Here is an 18,368-nt window from a genome sequence, read left to right as displayed (position 1 = left end):
GGTCGTCGATCCCCTTGAAGTGGTACGCGGCCGCCGTCGCGGGGAGACCCGCCTCACGGGCGACCGTGCGATGGCTGACCCCCGAAACCCCGTCCCTCGCGACGATGCGCAGGGTGGCCTCGATCAGCTCTTGTTTCCGTTGCTCGCCTTTGGCCAGGCGGCCGTCGGTGATCGGTTCGTTCAGTGTGCCGCCTCCGCTTTCTCACGCACCACGGTGCTCAGCAGAGGATACGAGAGCAGGGCGATCAGGATGATCGAACCGCCCGCCACGACCGCGACGGTGAACCCGCCATCCGGCCCGAAGCGGTCGACGGCCTCGCCCGACACGGCGGCGCCGAGCGCGACACCGATGCTGAGGCCGGTGATCGCCCACGTCATCCCCTCGGTCAGTTTCTCGGCCGGGACGACCTTTTCGATCATCCCCATCACGACGATCATCGTGGGAGAGAAGAACAATCCGGCGACGAAGACCACGACGCACAGGCTCACGATCCCGTCCACGATCAGCAGCGGCACCGCACTCGCGGCCGTGCCCGCGGTGCCGATCAGGAGCAGCCGAGGCGGCGCCGTGGTCATCTTGAGCGTCCCGAAGGCCAGCCCGGAGATCGCGGAGCCCACCGCGTAGACCGACACGACGATGCCCGCGGCCGACGGCGACCCGACGTGCTGGGCGAAGGCCACACTGACGACGTCGACCGTGCCGACGATGACACCGCCCGCCACCAGTGTCAGCACCAGCACCCGTACCGCGCCCAGCCGGATCGCCGACCGGCCCGCCGGCCCGCTCGTCGGCAGGACAGCCGGTTCCGTCTCGCGCTGCGCGACGAACAGCAGCACGCCGACGGCGAGGAACACCACGGCGACCAGTGGTCCCGCTTCGGGGAACACGATGGTGCACAACGCCACCGACAGCGCGGGCCCGATGACGAAGGTCAGTTCGTCGACCACCGATTCCAGCGCGAACGCCGTGTGCAGCCGGGGCGAGTCGCGGTACAGCTGCGACCAGCGGGCCCGGACCATCGCCGCCATGCTCGGCATGAACCCGGCGAGGATCGCGCACACGTACAGCGTCCAGGCGGGAGCCCCGAACCGGGCACAGAGCAGCAGCGCGCCGAGCGCCATCACGCTGATTCCGGTCACCGGCAGGAGGATCCGGCTCTGCCCCCGGCGATCCACCAGCCGCGAAACCTGCGGTCCGAGCAGCGCCATGGACAGCGTGAACGCCGCTGAGACCAGCCCGGCGAGGCCGTAGTCGCCGCGCGTCTGCGCCAGCATGGTGATGATCCCGATCCCCATCATGGGGACCGGGATCCGGGCGACTAAGCCCGCCGCGGAGAAGGCGATCGAGCCCTTCGCGGAGAACAACTCGCGGTACGGGTTGGCCACAACACGCTCCAAAACTTGAACAGTCGTTACATTTTGAACACTCGTTTCACTTTATACACTCGTCCGGTCGGACCCCGCAACGAGCCGGAGCGCTTCGGTCAGTCCGGCCGGATCACCGTCCGAGGTGGCCCAAGCGACGTACCCGTCCGGACGCATCAGGAAGGACGGCTCGGAGTCCGTCTCGACGGTCCGGACCCGGCCGTTCACCACGTCTCGGATCCCTTCGGAGCCGGCCACCAGGATCGGGCGGCCGTCTTCGGACACCAACGGCAGCGGAGCGAACCGGCCGACGAGTGGATGCGCGGCGTCCGGTGCGTAGTCGATGTCGGCCCCGTTGCCCATCGCGATGAAATGCCGTTTGGCCGCCGGGATCTCCAGCGTCTCCTCCAGCACTTCGCGGAGCGCGGCGACCTGCGGGCCGGGACGCATCAGGGCGACCTGGGCCCGGGTGTTGCGCAGCACGCGCTCGCCGACGGGATGCCGTTCCGCGGTGTAAGTGTCCAATAAGGACTCCGGCGCCACACCCCGCGTCACCAGGCCCAGTTTCCAGCCGAGGTTCATCGCGTCCTGGAGGCCGAGGTTCAGCCCCTGGCCACCGATCGGCGAATGCACATGCGCGGCGTCGCCGGCCAGGAGCACCCGCCCCTGCCGGTAAGTGGCCGCTTGGCGCGTGTTGTCGCTGAAGCGGATCCCACCGTCCAGCCTGGTGACGGTCACGTCGATCCCGCTGGTCCGGCTGATGCTCGCCCGCATCTCCTCGGCCGTCAGCGACGCGTCCCGGTCACCCGGTCCGCCGTCGAACTCCATGGTGGAGATCTCCCCCGGCACCGGCGACAGGTGCACCATCCCGCCGGGACCGTGCATGGACGACTTCACCGCGCCGGGATCGGCGAGTTCGACCGAGGCGACCCGCCCGGTCATCGTCGCGGCCGTACCGGGGAACGCGATCCCGGACCGCTTCCGCACGACGCTACGGCCGCCGTCGCACCCCACCAGGTAGGCGGCCCGTTCGGAACGGCCGTCGGCGAGCACAGCCCGGACCACGTCGTCCTCTTGAACGACATCGACGACCTCGTGGCCCGCGTGGATCCGGACACCGAGCCCGGTCGCCCAGTCAGTGAAGATTTGTTCCACGACATGCTGCCGGAGCACGAATCCGGCTGCCGCCCCAGGCTCGGCCTCGTCCTCCAGCAGCGGCAGACCCGCGAAATGCCCCCTGGCCTGATTCCCGTTCATCAGCTGCGAGAGCCCTCGGGCGACGCCGAACATCTCGCTCTGCGCCTTCGACAACGCCTCGGTCAGGCCCCGCAACCGCAAGGACTGCGAGGTCCGGCCATTGATCCCGCGCAACCCGAAACTCCGGTTTCGGCGGGCGGACCCGTCAGCCGCCTCCAGGACGAGCGGATCGACTCCCGCCAGCCGAAGCTCACCTGCGAGCAGCAGGCCGACCGGTCCCCCGCCCACGATGATCACGTCGTTCACGACACTCCCCGCATTTACAGTGTATATTTACGCCGTAAATATGATAGATACACCGTAAACCTGTCAAACGAGAGGCGCCGAGATGACGCGACGAGAACCGTTGAACCGGGAGAAGGTCCTGGACGCGGCGCTCGCTTTGGCCGCCGAGGAGGGGCTCAAGGGACTGTCGATGCGCAAGCTCGCCAAGACGCTCGGCGTCGAAGCGATGGCGCTGTACAACCACGTCCAGAACAAGACCGACATCCTCGACGGCATCGCGGAGCGCGTCTACAGCGGGATCGAGCGCGCGGACCCGGATTCACCGTGGCCGGAACGGGTACGGAGCACCGTGCTCAACATCTATCGCGCACTCGCCCGGCATCCGGTCGTGCCGATGGCGCTAGCCACCGACGAGGCCAATCCGAACTCACTGCGGGCCCTGCGACCGATCGACGATCTCGTCGGCGCGCTCTACGAGGCAGGCTTCGAAGACGACGGAATCCGCCAGACACTGGGAGCGCTGAACAGTCTCGTCTTCGGTTCCCTGCTGCTGACGACCGTCGGCTTCACCACGCCGCGCCGCGGCAAAACCGAGCAAGAGGATCACTACCTCCGCCGGGTCGACCCGGCGGTCCTGCCGAACTTCAGCCGCGCGATACCCGCGCTGACGGCCGGCGATCCCGAACGGGACTTCACCCGGGCCTTGGATCTGCTGATCACCGGCCTTGTCGCGGCCGCAGCATCGGGACCAGGAACCGCCTAGCCACTTCGCGGACCTGTTCGTCGTCGTCGAGATCGATGACCTGACTGGGAGTGACCAGGAACGAGGCGGAGACCCTGGTCATCAGTTCGGCGACGAGTTCGACGTCGACGTCCTCCGCCACGTTGCCCGCGTGCTGCTCGCGGCGGAGCTGACCCGCGACGAACCGTTGCACCGTCGCCAGGGTGCCGCCGCCGTCGCTGACCATCGACGGGACGAGCACGTCGGGTTCGACGGCCATCAGCCCGCCGATCAACGGGTTGTGCCGGATCGCCCGCAGCGCGCTGGCGAAGCCGAGCACGACCCGGTCCGCGGCGGTTTCGGCCAGCTGGATGTCGAGCAGGAACTGGTCGAAGTAGCGGCGGAACTCACGGCGGACGACCTGTTCCACCAAGGCGTCCTTGGTGGCGAACCGGCGGTACGCGGTGATCCGGGAGACACCGGCCCGGCGGGCGACGTCCTCCATGGTCGACCGCCGGATCCCCATCCGGCAGAACTGTTCGTAGGCGGCGTCGAGCAGCCGAAGAGCGATCTCGTCACCCTCTTCGGCGCGTTCGAGCGCGTCGGCGAGCGCGCGCTCCAGCAAAGAATCCGGGTCTGGCGTCTTCGCGATGATTGTGCTCTCCTTGAGATACGCGGTTGCACTATTTGTATCACAGTATCAATCCGCAGGTCCGGGACTCAAGGAGGAGTACTGGCGCATGACCGAACTCAATCGACGCAAGATGCTGATCGTCAGTGGCGGAGCGACCCTGCTGGGGGCCATGGGGATGGCCCAGCCCGCCTGGGCGTGGAGTCCGAGCGGTTCGGTGGCCGGGGCGGGGGCGGGCACCGATCCGAAATGGGTATGGGACGCCGAAGCCGATCCGGTGGTCGCCGCCGTCCTCGACCGGGGACAGGTCGCTGAGGTCAACCGGGCGCTGCGGACCTGGACGAGGAACGATCAACCGACACCGTCCGGGCTCCCGCCGGACCTGCGGGAGTTCATCGAACACGCGCGACGGCTGCCACCGTGGGCGAATCAGTCCACATTGGACAAGGCAGCGGATTTCATGAAGGTCAGCGGGCGGTTCGTCAACCTGCTGAACGGACTCGGCGGCGGGATGCTGAGCACCGCCATCCCGAACGAGGCCCGCGCGGTCTACTACTCCAAGGGTGGCGCGGACATGAAGGACCGTGTCGCGAAAACGGCGAAACTCGGTTACGACGTCGGCTCGCTGAACGCCTACCGACCCGACGGCCAGATGATCGTCTCGGCGGTGAAGACCCGCCTGGTGCACGCCGCCGTCCGGCATCTGCTGCCGCAATCACCGCACTGGCAGCAGGGAATCCCGATCAGCCAGAACGACATGCTGGTCACCTGGCACACCTTGCCGACCTACACGATGCAGAAGCTGACCGAATGGCGCGTCCGCGTCTCCCCCGCCCATTCCGCCGCGTACCTGCACATCTGGCAGGTGACCGGACATATGCTCGGGATCAGCGACGAGTACCTGCCGTCGTCGTGGGACGCGGCGAACGCCCAGTCCAAGCAGGTGCTGGACCCGGCGATGGGGCCGACCCGCGAGGGCGTCGAACTCACCGACATCCTCCTCGACATGCTCGCCGACCAGACCAGCCCCGGCGGCGCCGACCGGCCGATGGTCAACGCGCTGGCCCGCTACATCATCGGCGATCGGTTCTCCGAATGGAACGGCATCCCACGGGAACAAATCTGGGACCCGCTCATCGGCACCGCGTTCCCGGCACTGGTGGCGTTCCACGAGAAGCTCATCCCGCTGCCGCTGGTGCCGCCGGTCGCCTGGGTGCTGGACGAGGCGATCCGGCAGTACATCCGGCTGTGGCTCTCGGAAGGCAGGCCGGTGAACATCGAGATCCCGGACATGAACCGCCCTTCTTGAGCGCGTCCTGATGCTATGAACGGCCCGTTACTTGCAAATTTTGCAAGTAACGGGCCGTTCATAGCGCACCCGAGGTTCGCTGCAGGCCGACAGCACGTGAAGGCGGGCAAGTGCCGACACCACTCACACCGACCGCAAGTAGAGGACTACTTGCGGTCGGGCAGCGGCAGGGAAGTGCCCACGCTCTGCCGCATGGGCCGTCGTGAGTGGTAAGGACAGCTCGAGCCGGCTCACCACCCGCTCGAGGTCAGCTCAAACTCGAGCAAGACCTCGCATCGGGATCCTGAGCCCCCTTGGGCACCCACCGCACGTTCGCGAACGAAGCCGAGAACCGCCCGTCGGTGTACACCAGGAACGGCGTGTTGATGTTCTCCAGGTCCAGCCCGTTGGCGAAGCACGACACCGGGATCTTCACCGTCGACTTCGGTGTGCCCGCCAGGTCGGTGAACAGCTTGGTCGCGTTCACCTCGGAGAAGCAGGGGTAGACGCAGTGCATGCTGATCACCGTCCGGTTGGCCGGTGCCTCGTGCACGATCGTGTCGAATTCCAGCGCCGCGTCGGCGTTGAGGTAACCCCGCAGATCGTTGGTACCGGCCGGGTTCTGGAAGTAGAGCTGCGCCGGGCCGGTGCCGGTCCAGGTCGACTTGAGCCCGTCCTGCTGGACGTTCACATCGGACTGGACGACGTCGATCTCGGCGTGCGAAGCGGCACCGTCCGGGCCGATCTCGGTGCCGCCCCAGTTCTGCGCGGAGCCGATGAAACCCTTGTACGGCGCGATATCCGTGCGGTTGAACACCTCGAGATCCTCGGTCGCGGTGCCGCCGCCACCGGTCGAGCCACAGGTCACCGGACCGACGGTCTCGTCCAGCTGCCCGATGGTGACGCGCTGCCCGGTCTTGAGGCCGTAGCCGAGTTTGAACAGCGGGTCGTACTCGGCCGAGCCCGCGTTCAGCGGCGTCTGGCACGCGTTCTTGGGCCACGAGTACGGCAAGGTGCCCTTGAAACCGCCCTTGACGAGCACGTCGGCGACGCCGCCGCCTTCGGTGCCGGGCAGCCAGGCCGCCACGAACGCGTCGGAACGGTTGATCTCCTTGTTCATGTACAGCGGTCGCCCGCCGACGTAGACGGTGACGACAGGGGCACCCTTGCCACGGACCTTGTCCAGCACGGCCAGGTCTTCGGGATAGAGCTTCGAGGCCTCGAGCGTCTTGCGAGTCAGATCGCCGACACCTTCCGCGTACGGCGTCTCACCGATGACGGCGATGACGGCGTCGTAGCCCGCGGGGTCGGCGTCGCCCTTCTCGTCGAAGGTGACGTTGACGTCGCCGAGATTCTGCTTGAGCCCGGCGAGGATCGACGTCGCGTTCGGGAAGTCGGCGTTGGTGTTGCCGGTCCCCTGCCAGCTCAGCGTCCAGCCACCGGTCTGGTTCTGGATGCTGTCCGCGCTCTTGCCGACCACGAGGATCTTCGACTTCGGCTTCAGCGGCAGCACGTTTCCGTTGTTCTTCAACAACGTCTGCGACGAGCGGGCCGCGTCGCGGGCCAGCCAGGTCTCCTTCAGCGCTTCGTCGGAGTTGGCGTAGGAACGATCCGACGGCTTCTGCGATTCGTACAGCCCCGAGCGCAGCTTGACACGCAGGATACGAGTCACCGCGTCGTCGATCCGCGAGACCGGGATCTGACCGCCGTTGACCTGCGCGACGGTGTTCGTGATGAACGCCTTCCAGTCGTGCGGGACCATCACGATGTCGATGCCGGCGTTGATCGCCTGCGGGCAGGACGCGTTGGTGCAGCCGGGAACCTGGCCGATGCCGTTCCAGTCGGACACGACGAGGCCGTCGAAGCCCATCTTGCCCTTGAGGATCTGGTTCAGCGCCTTGTCGCTGCCGTGCAGCTTGCCCTCGTCGATCCCGAGTTCGGCGTTGGTCCAGCTGTTGAACGACACCATCACGGTCTGGGAGCCCGCCGCGAGCGCGCCGTAGTAGCCCTGGCCGTGGACGTTGATCATCTCGGCTTCGGACGCCGGGGTGACGCCCTGGTCCTGCCCCTTGAGGGTGCCGCCGTCACCGATGAAGTGCTTGGCGGTGCCGATGACGCCGTTGTAGCCGATGCGTTTGGTCGAGCCGTCCTGAAGCCCGTTGATCGCCTCGTAGCCGTAGGCGCGGGTGATGCGCGGGTCCTCCGAGAATCCTTCGTAGGTGCGGCCCCAGCGGTCGTCCTTCACGACGGCCAGCGTCGGCGCGAACGCCCAGTCCTGGCCGGTGGCGCGGATCTGCCGGGCCGTCGCCGCGGAGACGTCGCGCACCAGGCACGGGTCGTGCGCCGCGCCGAGTCCGATGTTGTGCGGGAAGACGGTGGCCCCGTACACGTTGTTGTTGCCGTGCACGGCGTCGATACCCCAGATCACCGGGATCTTCGTCCGGCCGGCCTTCGCGGCGTCCCAATAGGAGTCGGCGAGCTTCAGCCAATCCCGCTGGGACGCGTGCTTGTCCTGGTTCGGCCACGAACCGCCGCCGTTGAGGACCGAGCCGATGGAGTACTGGCGGACCTCGTCGGGGGTGATGGCGGCGATCTCGGGCTGCGTCATCTGCCCGACCTTCTCCTCGAGGGTCATTCCCCCGAGGATCTGGGCGATCCGCGCCTCGTCACCGGTCTTGCCCTTGAACCGGCTCTCGACCTTCGGCCAGTCGGCGAGCGTCGGCAGGCTCTTCTCGATCCGGGCACAGCCGTCCCGGTCGAGTGCGGGCTTCCCGATCACCGGCTGCTCGGCCGCGCCCGCGGTCGGCGCGGCCACCACCGCCCCTCCCAGCAGGGCGAGACTCATCAAGGCGATCAGCGGACTTCGGCGCGCGCGGAGACGTCTTGCCATGGTCTGGTCCATTCTGCGGGAGACGGGACTGGCCGATCCTCACCGGACAAGGCGGCGGCGTCAAGAGTTTCGGACAGGTACGACTGCCGTTAATTTTTGCCGTGAACTAAGACTTGACCCGTCATCTGGCCACCGGGCGCCGAGCCCGCTTGACCTCCACATTACTTGAGCTTCTACCTTCACGGGAAACGAAGGGAACAACGATGACCGTCTTGGTAACAGGGGCTACCGGCAACACCGGCCGCCACGTGGTGGCCGAACTCGTCCGTCGCGGGGAACGCGTCCGGGCACTCACCAGGAATCCAGCGGGAGCCCGGCTTCCGTCGGAGGTCGAACTGGTGGAAGGCACGCACACCGCGCCGGAAACGCTGACCGAAGCCTTCGAGGGCGTCACCCGGCTGCACATCACCGTCACCGCCGGACTCGCCGACGTCGGCGCGGAACTGGTCAAACGCGCCGTCGACGCGGGCGTGCGCCGGATGACCATCGTCTGGGGCGGCTACGTCGGGCCGACGGAGCAGGCCATGGCCGAGTCCGGCGTGGAATGGACGCGACTGGAGCCGCAGGAGTTCATGTCCAACGCCCTGACCTGGATCGACTCCATCCGCGCCGACGGCGTGGTCCGCGAGCCGTTCGACCTCCCCAGCGCGGTGGTGCACGAGGGTGACATCGGTGCCGTCGCCGCCACCGCGCTCGTCGAGGACGGGCACTCCGGCAAGGTCTACAACCTGACCGGCCCGGAAGCGCTGACCACCCGCGAACGGATCGCGATCCTCGGCGCCGCCCTCGGCCGAGACCTCGATCTCGACCAGATCACCCGGCAGCAGGCGATCGACCGGCTGCTGGCCGACGGCGTCTCGGTGGCGGACGCCGAATACGTCGTCGGCTGGCATTCCGATCCGCCGGTGGAGGCGAGGACTGTGGTCGGCACCGTCGAGCAGGTCACCGGGCGCCCCGCCCGCACCTTCGCGCAGTGGGTGAGCGAGCACGCCGACCGGTTCACCGCGTGAGCGGTCCGACCGCCTTCACGATTTCCAGCACCGGCGCGGTGTGCACCGTGTGGATCGCGCGCAGTGCGCCGAGCCGGTGCGTGAGATAGCGGTGTAGTGCGGCGGGATCCGGGCACAACGCCTGCGCGGCCAGGTTCGTGGGGCCAGTCGTGGCGACGACGACGGCCAACTCCTCGTGAGTGGCCAGCGTCGTCGCCACCTCGTCGAGGTCCGCCGGCGGGACGGCTATCCACAGGAACGCCTGGGTGGTCACGCCGTACAGGGCAGCGCTGATCTCGACGTCGAAGAACAGCGCACCCCGCTCGCGAAGGCTCGCCAAGCGGCGGGCCGCGGTGGCCGGTGCCAGGTTCGCCGCGGCGGCGAGGTCCGCGATGCCCGTGCGGCCATCGTGCCGGAGTGCGGCGATCAGCGCGTGATCCGCCGAGGTCAGCGGCTCGTCCTCGGCGACGGTTTCCGGCGGCCGCAACGCTTCCTGCTGCTCGTCGGTCAGCGCGGCGACCCTGCCGTGCCACGCGGTCGGCCCGCCGAGATAGGTGTGCAGGATGAAATGCGCGGAGACCGCGGTGACGCTCGCGGTGCGCGGGATGTCGTGCAGCAACATGGCACTCGGCGAATGTCTCGGCGTATGCGCGATCGTCACGATCTCCGTGCCGCCCGAGGTCAGCTTGACCCAGGACGTGTCCGCCCGTCTGGCCAGCGAACGAGCCAGCGTCCGCGCGGTGGCGGGCTGCGCGGTGAGCCGCACCAGCCACTGCGTCAGGCCTGCCCGGTCGGGATCGGGCAGACCCACCACTCGCAACCCCGCGTCGGCGCGAAGCCGTTGGTAGCGACGGGCGACGGTCTGGGTGGAGACGCCGAGCACCTCGCCGATCCGGCTGAACGGCGCACGGGCGTCGATATGCAGGGCGTGGATCAGAGCGCGGTCGATTTCGTCGAGCATGGAATATTTCGTCCATCCGAGGCGGGTTTCATGGAATAGAACTCATCTTCGCCGCACGATCCCGACCATGCAAGTAACGAAGACAAGTCCGGTTCCCCTCGCCGTCCTGCTCGCGGCCGAGGCGATGAACGTGCTGGACGCGACGATCACCCAGGTCGCCGGTCCGGCGATCCACGCCGATCTGGGCGGCTCCGCTTCCGGCATCCAGTGGTTCAGTGCCGCGTACACGCTCCCGTTCGCGGTACTCCTGATCACCGGCGGCAGGCTCGGCGACCTGCTGGGCCGCCGCCGCGTGTTCCGGTCCGGGGTCGCCGTGTTCGCCCTCGCGTCGCTGTGCTGCGCGCTCGCGCCGGACACCGGCGTGCTGATCGGCGCGCGAGCGGTGCAGGGTATGGCGGCGGCGCTGGTGATCCCCCAGACCATCGGGTTGATCAAGGCCATGTTCACCGGCCCGGCGCTGGCGGCGGCACTCGGCTGGAACGGGCCGGTGGTGGGGCTGTCCGCGGTGAGCGGGCCGCTGCTCGGCGCCCTGCTGACGGATCTGGTTTCCTGGCGGGCGGCGTTCCTGGTGAACGTGCCGATCTCGATCGCGGTGCTGCTGGCCGGGCGGCTGCTGCCGGAAGACCGTGCCACGCGGCCGGTCCGGCTGGACGTGCCGGGCACCGTGCTCGCCTCACTCGGCGTCGGACTGCTGGTGTACCCGCTGATCGACAAGTGGAACTGGGGTCTCTTCACCGGCGGTGCCGCCGTGTTGGTGGCGTTCGGATTCCACCAGCGGAAACGACGGCATCCGCTGATCGAGCCGAGCTTGTTCGACCACCGCGGTTTCCCCGCGGCGCTGGTGGCGTCGACCCTGTTCTTCGCGGTGATGAACGGGCTGATGCTCGTGGTCGTCCTGCACCAGCAACTCGACGAGGGACGCGGGGTTCTCGCGTCCGGGCTGACGCTGCTGCCGTGGTCGGGCGGGCTTGCGGTGTCGTCGTGGGTGGCGGGCGGATGGCTCGTGCCCCGTTACGGACTGCGCGTCGCCTTCGCCGGGCTGACGCTGTTGCTCGCGGGAATCCTGCTGGCGATGGCGGGCCCGCTGCTTCCCGCGCTCGGGATCGGCGGGCTCGGCCTGGGACTGTTCACGGTGCCGTTCTTCACCACGGCACTGGCGGGCGTCCGTCCACATGAGACCGGATCCGCGGCGGGCCTGCTGAACGCGGTGCAGCAATTGGGCGGGACGCTGGGTATCGCGGTGTTCGGCACCGTCTTCCTGCACGGGCACTCGCCTATGCGGGCGTTCTCGCTGGCGGCGGCGTTGGTGGTCGCGACCATGGGGGCCACCGCGCTGATGCGGCCCAAGACCCGGAGCTGAAGGGGACGGGTGCGGGTGGTCAGTGGCCCTGCGCGACGTCCACTCCAGGACGCCGACTGTGTGGATTTTGGGGCTCTCAGATGACCCGAAATCCACACACCCCTCACCCTGGGTGATACCTCACACGCTTACCAGCCACATCGAGTGGCCGACCGGGGCGGCAGATCGTGAGCGGCGAGTCGCGTGGTCTCTCAGCCGCCGATGTTCCCAATGCCGCATGTGAGACGCTCAGCGACTCAAATGCGACATTGGGGAACCCGGACCGGGCACAGCGGAGCAGGTGACCCGGCGGCTAGCCGTCGGCGGCCTTGAACCAGGCACCGATTCCGGCGAGCGCGCCGGGACCGTAGTCGCCCCTGACGTCGTCGGCCAGATCCGCGATGGAGACCGCGCGCAACGCCGCTCGCCACTGTGTCTCGGCGTTGGCCATCGCGCGGCTGATGGCGCAGGGCGCGGTGCACGCTTCGGGCGGCGTCGCCATCGGGCCGCGCTGCCGGATCTCGGTGCAGATGAAGGCCGGGCCGGGCCCGTCGATGGCCTCGACGACGTCGAGCACCGTGATCTCCGAAGGCGGCCGAGTGAGGACGTAACCGCCGGCCTTCCCCTGCACCGACCGGATGAGATCGGCCCGTGAAAGGGCTTGGAGCTGCTTCGCGAGGTAGCTCGGGGAGACGTCGTGAAGCTGCGCCAGGCGCGCGGCAGGCGCGGGTTCGTCGACCGAGGTCAGCACGACGCAGCAGTGCAGGGCCCATTCGACCCCGCCGGACATCTTCACCCGGATGACTCTAACCCGCCCTCTTGACTCGGACACAATGTGTCTGAGTATTATCTCGGACATAAGGTGTCCGGGTTAGCGGACATCCACCGACGAAGGGCACTGGGTCATGAAATTCGCGATCATCGGCGGGACCGGGCTGATCGGCTCGCAGGTCGTGCGGAACCTGAACGAGGCCGGGCACGAAGCGGTGCCGCATTCGCCGTCCACCGGGGTCGACCTTCTCACCGGGCAGGGTCTGGACACCGCGCTCGACGGCGCCGACGTGGTCGTCAACCTGACCAATTCCCCGACCTTCGACGAGGCCTCCCCCGCGTTCTTCCAGACCTCGATGGACAACCTCGTCGCCGCGGCGAAGAAGGCGGGCACCGGGCATTTCGTGATCCTGTCGATCGTCGGCGTCGACCAGGTCCCCGAACTCGACTACTACCGGGCGAAGACGCTGCAGGAGGACATCCTCAAGAGCAGCGGCGTCCCCTACTCGATCGTCCGCGCCACCCAGTTCATGGAATTCGTCGGCGCCGTCCTGTCCTGGACGTCCGACGACACGACCGTCCGGCTACCCAGCACGCCGGTCCAGCCGATCGCGGCGGCCGACGTCGCCGCCGCCGTTTCCGAGGTTTCGGCCGGAAAGCCGCTGAGCGGCACCCTCGACGTCGGCGGTCCGGACGTCTACCCGCTGGACGAACTGGGCCGGATCACCTTGTCCGCCAAGGGTGACACGCGTTCGGTGACCGTCGACGAGACCGCGGGCATGTTCTCCGCCGTCAAGGGCGACGTCCTCACCACGAAGGACGGCGCCCGCATCGCCGCGACCCGGTACCTCGACTGGCTCAAGTAGGCGAGCTGAAGGGAACCATGCCCGCATGTGACGCGACGAAAGGGCCCTTCGCCGCGTGGTATGCGGCGAAGGGCCCCTTCAGCTCAGCTCAGCTCAGCTCGGCAACAGAGCCGGAGCGGCGAGACGGCTGGCGTTCGCCGCTTCGTCATCCGGCTGGGCCTGAGCGGAGCGCTCCGCCTCGACCCGGGCGAGGTAGTTGGTGACCTCGCGCTGCTGCCGGTGCGAGTCCCAGCCCAGCAGCGGCGCCATCAACGCGGCCACCACCGGCGCCGCGGTCACCCCGCGGTCCCGCTCCTCGATCGAGATCCGGGTGCGCCGCGTCAGGACGTCCTCCAGATGCAGCGCGCCCTCGTGCGAGACCGCGTACACGGCTTCCGCCTTGAGGTATTCCGCCGTTCCCGGAATCGGCTCCCCGAGCTCGGGAAGGTCCACAATGGACGCGAGAAGGTCCTCGGTCGCGGTGCCGTAGCGCTGGAGCAGGTGCTCGATCCGGCCGAGCGGCAACCCGGCGCGCTGGGCGAGCGCATGCCGCGCGCCCCACAGTTCGTGGTAGCCCGCCGCACCGACGATCGGCAGGCGTTCGGTCCACGACGACGGCGCCGGACGGCCGAGGTCCTCCACCGCGACGTCGACCGCGTCCGCGGCCATCACGCGATAGGTCGTGTACTTGCCACCGGCCACGATCACCAGACCCGGCACGGGATGCGCCACAGCGTGCTCCCGCGACAGCTTCGTCGTCGACGTCGCCTTCGCGGCCAGCAGCGGCCGAAGCCCGGCGTACACACCTTCGATGTCGTCTGCGGTGAGCGGCGTGCGCAGGACGGCGTTGAGGTGGCCGAGCACGTAGTCGACGTCCGCCTGGCTGGCCGCCGGGTGCTCGCGGTCGAGATCCCATTCGGTGTCGGTGGTGCCGACGATCCAGTGCCGTCCCCACGGGATGACGAACAGGACGCTCTTCTCGGTGCGCAGGATCAGCCCGGTGTCCAGGTCGATCTTCTCGTGCGGCACCACCAGGTGGATGCCCTTCGACGCACGCACGGTGAACGGCGCGGGGATGCCCGCCGCTTCGGCCATGTCGTCGCTCCACACACCGGTGGCCGCGACGACCGTCTTCGCCCGGACCTCGATCTCCGCGCCGCTCTCGCGGTCGACGACCTTGGCGCCGACGACGCGTTCGCCGTCGCGGATGAGCGACGTGACCCGGGCTCGGGTCAGGACGGAGGCGCCTTGCTCGGCCGCGGTACGGGCGATCGTCATCGTGTGACGGGCGTCGTCGACCTGGGCGTCGTAGTACTGGATCGCGCCGATCAGCGCGTCTTCGGCCAGCCCGGGCGCCACCTTCGCGGCGCCGCGCTTGGACAGGTGCCGGTGGCGCGGCAGCGCGCGAGCCCCGCCGAGGGTGTCGTAGAGCGTGACACCGGCGCCGATGTAGCCGCGCTCCCAGACGCGGTGCTTGAGCGGCACCAGGAACTTCACCGGCCGGACCAGATGCGGCGCCAGCGTCTGCAACAACAGGCTGCGCTCCTTCAGCGCCTCACGGACCAGCTTGAAGTCCAGGTTCTCCAGGTAGCGCAGCCCGCCGTGGATCAGCTTGCTGGACCGGCTGGACGTACCGGCGGCGAAGTCACGGGCCTCGACGAGCGCGACGGAGAGCCCGCGCGACGCCGCGTCGAGCGCGACGCCGGCACCGGTCACTCCCCCGCCGACGACCAGCACGTCGACCTCTTCACGAGCCAGCTTGCGCAGCGTCTCGGCACGGTAGACCGGGGAAAGCGGTACGGGTGTCACTGTGCTTCTCCTTGTCTTCATCGGGTTCACTCGACCTCGACCCAGTCGAGCGTGCGGCCGACGGCCTTCTGCCAGCCCGCGTAGCCCTCGGCGCGCTGTTCGTCCGTCCACGACGGAGCCCAGCGCTTGTCCTCGTTCCAGTTCTGCAGGAGCTCGTCGGTGTTCTTCCAGAACCCGACGGCCAGCCCGGCCGCGTAGGCGGCACCGAGCGCGGTGGTCTCGGCGACGACCGGCTTCGACACCGGCACGCCGAGGATGTCGGCCTGGAGCTGCATGCACAGTTCGTTCGCGGTCACGCCACCATCCACACGCAACACGTCGAGCGCGACGCCCGAGTCGTTCTGCATGGCCTCGACGACGTCGCGGGTCTGATAGCAGATCGCTTCGAGCGTCGCGCGCGCCAGATGCGCGTTGGTGGTCGCCCTGGTGAGGCCGACGATCGCGCCGCGCGCGTCGGAACGCCAGTAGGGCGCGAAAAGTCCGGAGAACGCCGGTACGAAGTAGACACCGCCGTTGTCCTCGACCTGCCGGGCGAGGCTTTCGCTCTGCGAGGCTCCGCTGATGATGCCCAGCTGGTCGCGCAGCCACTGCACGGCGGAACCGGTGACGGCGATCGAACCTTCCAGCGCGTACACCGGCTTCTCGTCGCCGAACTGGTAGGCCAGCGTGGTGAGCAGGCCGTGCTTCGAGCGGACGACCTCGTGGCCGGTGTTGAGCAACAGGAAGTTGCCGGTGCCGTAGGTGTTCTTGGCCTCGCCGGGACGGAAGCACACCTGGCCGACGGTCGCCGCCTGCTGGTCGCCCAGCACCCCGGTGATGGCCACCTCGCCGCCGAGCGGGCCGTCCGCGCGGGTGGTCCCGAAGTGGCCGTTGTTCGACGACGGCCGGATCGACGGCAGCATCTGCGTCGGAATGTCGAAGAACGACAACAGTTCGTCGTCCCACTCCAGCGTTTCGAGGTCCATCAGCATCGTGCGCGACGCGTTGGTCGGATCCGTGACGTGGACGCCGCCGTCGGATCCGCCGGTGAGGTTCCAGATCAGCCAGGAGTCGGTGGTGCCGAAGAGCGCGTCGCCCTTCTCCGCGTCTTCGCGGACGCCGTCGACGTTCTCCAGGATCCACTGAAGCTTGCCGCCGGAGAAGTACGTCGCGGGCGGCAGCCCGGCCTTGCGGCGGATGACGTCGCCCTTGCCGGACCGTTCCAGCGCCGAGGCGATCCGGTCGGTGCGGGTGTCCTGCCACACGATGGCGTTGCAGTACGGGCGCCCGGTGCGGCGGTTCCATACGACGGTGGTCTCGCGCTGGTTGGTGATGCCGAGCGCGGCGAGGTCGGCCGTGGTGAGGTTCGCCTTGTTGAGCGCGGTGGCGATGACCGAGCGGGTCCGCTCCCAGATCTCGGTCGCGTCGTGTTCGACCCAGCCCGGCTTCGGCAGAATCTGCTCGTGCTCCAGCTGATGGCGGGCGATCTCGTTGCCGCCGTGGTCGAAGATCATGAACCGCGTGCTGGTGGTGCCCTGGTCGACGGCGCCGATGTAGTCAGGCATGGATTCTCTCCTTCGTAGGCTCAGGCGACGGGCTGGGGCTCGGCGGGCAGATAGCGCTCGATGAAGTACTTGTAGATCGCGCCGCCGATGACCGCGCCGATGATCGGGGCCACGATCGGGATCCACCAGTACGGATAGCCGTATTGGTCGGTGAACGCGGTGTCGTAACCGGTGAGCCAGGACGCGAGGCGCGGGCCGAAGTCGCGGGCGGGGTTGATCGCGTAACCGGCGTTGGTGCCCCAGGCCATGCCGATCGCGACGACGGAGAACCCGACGACGACCGGGGCGAGATTCGCGCCGGGCGAGGTGTTGCGGAGGTCGGTGATGGCGAAGATCACCAGAGCGAGAATGGCGGTACCGATGATCTGGTCGCGGAAGGCACCCCAGTCACCCACCGGCAGGGTTCCGTTACCCGGAAGGGTGGAAAAGACGCCCTGGGTCTTGATCGTCAGACCGGGGTCGGCCGCGTTGAGCACCTCGGTGTAGTTCCAGCGCACCAGCATCGCCGCGAGGAACGCGCCGGCGGTCTGCGCGAGGGCGTACGGGGCGACTTTGCGCCAGGAGAAGCCCTTGAACACCGCGAGCGCCACGGTGATGGCGGGGTTGAGATGTGCCCCACTGACCCGCGAAGCCACGTAGATACCGAGCGTGACGCCGATGCCCCAGGCCCACGCGATGCTGTCGTGATCCCCGATACCCGCGGCTGCGACTTGGGCCACCACCCCGCAGCCGAACAGGATGAGGATCATCGTCCCGACGAACTCCGCCGCCAGTTCGCCCGCGAGTCCGCGAGCCTTGAGGTTTCGCACCATTGCTTCCTCCACAAAGGACACCGTTGCCCTGCTGAAGCCGAAGTTAAGTTCGAGGAAACCCGGGGTCAACGGACCCCGGTCGGCATTGTCGAACGTCCGGAGACGATGTTCGACATTGTCGAATCAGGGCCGGTCGGGCTACGGTTGTGCCGTGCCCGGTCCGATCCAGTCCATCGAGCGCGCCGCCGCGATCCTGCGGTTGCTGGCGCGCGGTTCCGGCCGTCTCGGGGTCGGCGAGATCGCCGATTCCCTCGAACTGGCCAAAGGAACCGCGCACGGGATCCTGCGCACCTTGCAGGGTGTGGGGTTCGTCGAGCAGGATCGTGACAGCGGCAAGTACCAGCTCGGCGCGGCACTGCTGCACCTCGGCACGAGCTACCTCGACGTCAACGAACTCCGCTCGCGTGCGATCAACTGGGCCGACGCGCTGGCCGCGCGCAGCGGCGAGGCCGTCCGGATCGGCTCGCCGCTGGAGGGCCGGGTCCTGGTGGTGCACCACGTGTTCCGGCCGGATGACAGCCTGCAAACGCTCGACGTCGGCACGCTCCTGCCGTTGCACGCGACCGCGCTCGGGAAAGTACTGCTGGCCTACGACACCGGTCTCGTGGCATCGTTGCGCACCGGCGGGCCGGAGGCCTACACCCGCCGGACCCTGGTCACCCAGACCGCGATCAAACGCGCCTGCGGCAAGGTGCGCGAGGCGGGCTGGGCGAGTGAGAACGGCGAGATGATCACCGGTGAGGCCGGGATAGCGGCGCCGATCCGCGGCCACGGCGGCATCGTGGTCGGTGCGATCGGGGTGTCCGGCGCGGTGGAACGGATCTGCGAGGCCGACGGCAGCCCGATCCCGAAGCTGCTCGGCCACGTGCGCGACGCGGCACGGGCGGTCTCCCGCGATCTCGGCGCGTCCCGATGGTGATG

The 18,368-nt window shown here is 68.4% G+C and carries 15 protein-coding genes and 1 pseudogene; 6 read left to right on the top strand and 10 right to left on the bottom strand.

Annotation, left to right across the window (positions count from 1 at the left end):
* Nucleotide 1: 1 nt before the first annotated feature.
* From ACLARN_RS08725 to ACLARN_RS08715, 3 genes and pseudogenes are all read right to left on the bottom strand, one after another.
* Nucleotides 2-124: pseudogene (locus ACLARN_RS08725) on the bottom strand (TetR family transcriptional regulator); the annotation flags it as partial.
* 56 nt (nt 125-180) lie between these two features.
* Entirely contained in the window at nt 181-1,386 is a 1,206-nt protein-coding gene (locus ACLARN_RS08720; protein WP_409490796.1) for an MFS transporter, read from the bottom strand.
* Between the two features lie 51 nt (nt 1,387-1,437).
* Nucleotides 1,438-2,868, bottom strand: a complete 1,431-nt coding sequence (locus ACLARN_RS08715) for an FAD-dependent monooxygenase (RefSeq protein ID WP_409490795.1) — start codon at nt 2,866-2,868, stop codon at nt 1,438-1,440.
* 82 nt (nt 2,869-2,950) lie between these two features.
* On the opposite strand from ACLARN_RS08715, the gene ACLARN_RS08710 reads away from it, so the two are divergent.
* Nucleotides 2,951-3,610 carry a TetR/AcrR family transcriptional regulator C-terminal domain-containing protein gene (locus ACLARN_RS08710; RefSeq protein WP_409490794.1) on the top strand — a complete coding sequence of 220 codons (660 nt, stop codon included), beginning with the start codon at nt 2,951-2,953 and terminating at the stop codon, nt 3,608-3,610.
* Here the strand turns inward: ACLARN_RS08710 and ACLARN_RS08705 are convergent.
* Nucleotides 3,564-4,193, bottom strand: coding sequence for a TetR/AcrR family transcriptional regulator (locus ACLARN_RS08705; RefSeq protein WP_409490793.1), 630 nt, complete (start codon nt 4,191-4,193; stop codon nt 3,564-3,566). The two genes, ACLARN_RS08710 and ACLARN_RS08705, sit on opposite strands and share 47 nt — an antisense overlap.
* 115 nt (nt 4,194-4,308) lie before the next feature.
* Here ACLARN_RS08705 and ACLARN_RS08700 point away from each other — a divergent pair, with 115 nt between their 5' ends.
* The gene (locus tag ACLARN_RS08700) at nt 4,309-5,508 is read left to right on the top strand and encodes an oxygenase MpaB family protein (protein ID WP_409490792.1); all 1,200 of its coding nucleotides are present in this window, start codon (nt 4,309-4,311) and stop codon (nt 5,506-5,508) included.
* 247 nt (nt 5,509-5,755) lie between these two features.
* Here ACLARN_RS08700 and ACLARN_RS08695 read toward each other — a convergent pair whose 3' ends face one another.
* The gene (locus ACLARN_RS08695; protein WP_409491014.1) at nt 5,756-8,332 is read right to left on the bottom strand and encodes a glycoside hydrolase family 3 N-terminal domain-containing protein; all 2,577 of its coding nucleotides are present in this window, start codon (nt 8,330-8,332) and stop codon (nt 5,756-5,758) included.
* A 248-nt stretch (nt 8,333-8,580) separates the two neighbouring features.
* Between ACLARN_RS08695 and ACLARN_RS08690 the strand changes: the two genes are divergently transcribed.
* Nucleotides 8,581-9,387 carry an NAD(P)H-binding protein gene (locus tag ACLARN_RS08690; RefSeq protein ID WP_409490791.1) on the top strand — a complete coding sequence of 269 codons (807 nt, stop codon included), beginning with the start codon at nt 8,581-8,583 and terminating at the stop codon, nt 9,385-9,387.
* Here the strand turns inward: ACLARN_RS08690 and ACLARN_RS08685 are convergent.
* Nucleotides 9,377-10,327 carry an Lrp/AsnC family transcriptional regulator gene (locus tag ACLARN_RS08685; protein WP_409490790.1) on the bottom strand — a complete coding sequence of 317 codons (951 nt, stop codon included), beginning with the start codon at nt 10,325-10,327 and terminating at the stop codon, nt 9,377-9,379. The two genes, ACLARN_RS08690 and ACLARN_RS08685, sit on opposite strands and share 11 nt — an antisense overlap.
* Before the next feature lie 67 nt (nt 10,328-10,394).
* Between ACLARN_RS08685 and ACLARN_RS08680 the strand changes: the two genes are divergently transcribed.
* Nucleotides 10,395-11,687 carry an MFS transporter gene (locus tag ACLARN_RS08680; protein WP_409490789.1) on the top strand — a complete coding sequence of 431 codons (1,293 nt, stop codon included), beginning with the start codon at nt 10,395-10,397 and terminating at the stop codon, nt 11,685-11,687.
* A gap of 292 nt (nt 11,688-11,979) precedes the next feature.
* Here ACLARN_RS08680 and ACLARN_RS08675 read toward each other — a convergent pair whose 3' ends face one another.
* Nucleotides 11,980-12,456, bottom strand: a complete 477-nt coding sequence (locus tag ACLARN_RS08675; RefSeq protein ID WP_409491013.1) for an RrF2 family transcriptional regulator — start codon at nt 12,454-12,456, stop codon at nt 11,980-11,982.
* A gap of 115 nt (nt 12,457-12,571) precedes the next feature.
* On the opposite strand from ACLARN_RS08675, the gene ACLARN_RS08670 reads away from it, so the two are divergent.
* Nucleotides 12,572-13,303 (top strand): SDR family oxidoreductase, encoded by a 732-nt coding sequence (locus tag ACLARN_RS08670; RefSeq protein WP_409490788.1) that lies wholly within the window; start codon nt 12,572-12,574, stop codon nt 13,301-13,303.
* Between the two features lie 93 nt (nt 13,304-13,396).
* On the opposite strand, the gene glpD is transcribed toward ACLARN_RS08670, so the two are convergent.
* Genes glpD through ACLARN_RS08655 form a run of 3 tightly spaced genes read right to left on the bottom strand, consistent with a single transcriptional unit; the run spans nt 13,397 to nt 17,447 of the window.
* A complete protein-coding gene (gene glpD / locus ACLARN_RS08665; protein WP_409490787.1) occupies nt 13,397-15,112 on the bottom strand; it encodes a glycerol-3-phosphate dehydrogenase in 1,716 nt (571 codons plus the stop codon).
* Between the two features lie 5 nt (nt 15,113-15,117).
* Entirely contained in the window at nt 15,118-16,635 is a 1,518-nt protein-coding gene (glpK, locus tag ACLARN_RS08660; protein WP_409490786.1) for a glycerol kinase GlpK, read from the bottom strand.
* 20 nt (nt 16,636-16,655) lie between these two features.
* The gene (locus ACLARN_RS08655; RefSeq protein ID WP_409490785.1) at nt 16,656-17,447 is read right to left on the bottom strand and encodes an MIP/aquaporin family protein; all 792 of its coding nucleotides are present in this window, start codon (nt 17,445-17,447) and stop codon (nt 16,656-16,658) included.
* A gap of 151 nt (nt 17,448-17,598) precedes the next feature.
* Here ACLARN_RS08655 and ACLARN_RS08650 point away from each other — a divergent pair, with 151 nt between their 5' ends.
* Nucleotides 17,599-18,366, top strand: a complete 768-nt coding sequence (locus tag ACLARN_RS08650; RefSeq protein WP_409490784.1) for an IclR family transcriptional regulator — start codon at nt 17,599-17,601, stop codon at nt 18,364-18,366.
* Nucleotides 18,367-18,368: the final 2 nt, after the last annotated feature.

The sequence above is a fragment of the Amycolatopsis sp. cmx-11-12 genome, assembly GCF_046269425.1.
Lineage (GTDB): Bacteria > Actinomycetota > Actinomycetes > Mycobacteriales > Pseudonocardiaceae > Amycolatopsis.
Note: the sequence above shows the minus strand (reverse complement) of the source record. Positions and strands in the feature narration are given on the sequence as shown.

Bases quoted from the DNA above. Each gene is read 5' to 3' on its own strand.
- ACLARN_RS08690 (WP_409490791.1), top strand. From the start codon at position 8,581: ATGACCGTCTTGGTAACAGGGGCTACCGGCAACACCGGCCGCCACGTG.
- ACLARN_RS08670 (WP_409490788.1), top strand. From the start codon at position 12,572: ATGAAATTCGCGATCATCGGCGGGACCGGGCTGATCGGCTCGCAGGTC.
- glpD (WP_409490787.1), bottom strand. From the start codon at position 15,112: ATGAAGACAAGGAGAAGCACAGTGACACCCGTACCGCTTTCCCCGGTC.
- ACLARN_RS08680 (WP_409490789.1), top strand. From the start codon at position 10,395: ATGCAAGTAACGAAGACAAGTCCGGTTCCCCTCGCCGTCCTGCTCGCG.
- ACLARN_RS08675 (WP_409491013.1), bottom strand. From the start codon at position 12,456: ATGTCCGGCGGGGTCGAATGGGCCCTGCACTGCTGCGTCGTGCTGACC.
- glpK (WP_409490786.1), bottom strand. From the start codon at position 16,635: ATGCCTGACTACATCGGCGCCGTCGACCAGGGCACCACCAGCACGCGG.
- ACLARN_RS08710 (WP_409490794.1), top strand. From the start codon at position 2,951: ATGACGCGACGAGAACCGTTGAACCGGGAGAAGGTCCTGGACGCGGCG.
- ACLARN_RS08695 (WP_409491014.1), bottom strand. From the start codon at position 8,332: ATGAGTCTCGCCCTGCTGGGAGGGGCGGTGGTGGCCGCGCCGACCGCG.
- ACLARN_RS08655 (WP_409490785.1), bottom strand. From the start codon at position 17,447: ATGGTGCGAAACCTCAAGGCTCGCGGACTCGCGGGCGAACTGGCGGCG.
- ACLARN_RS08700 (WP_409490792.1), top strand. From the start codon at position 4,309: ATGACCGAACTCAATCGACGCAAGATGCTGATCGTCAGTGGCGGAGCG.
- ACLARN_RS08685 (WP_409490790.1), bottom strand. From the start codon at position 10,327: ATGCTCGACGAAATCGACCGCGCTCTGATCCACGCCCTGCATATCGAC.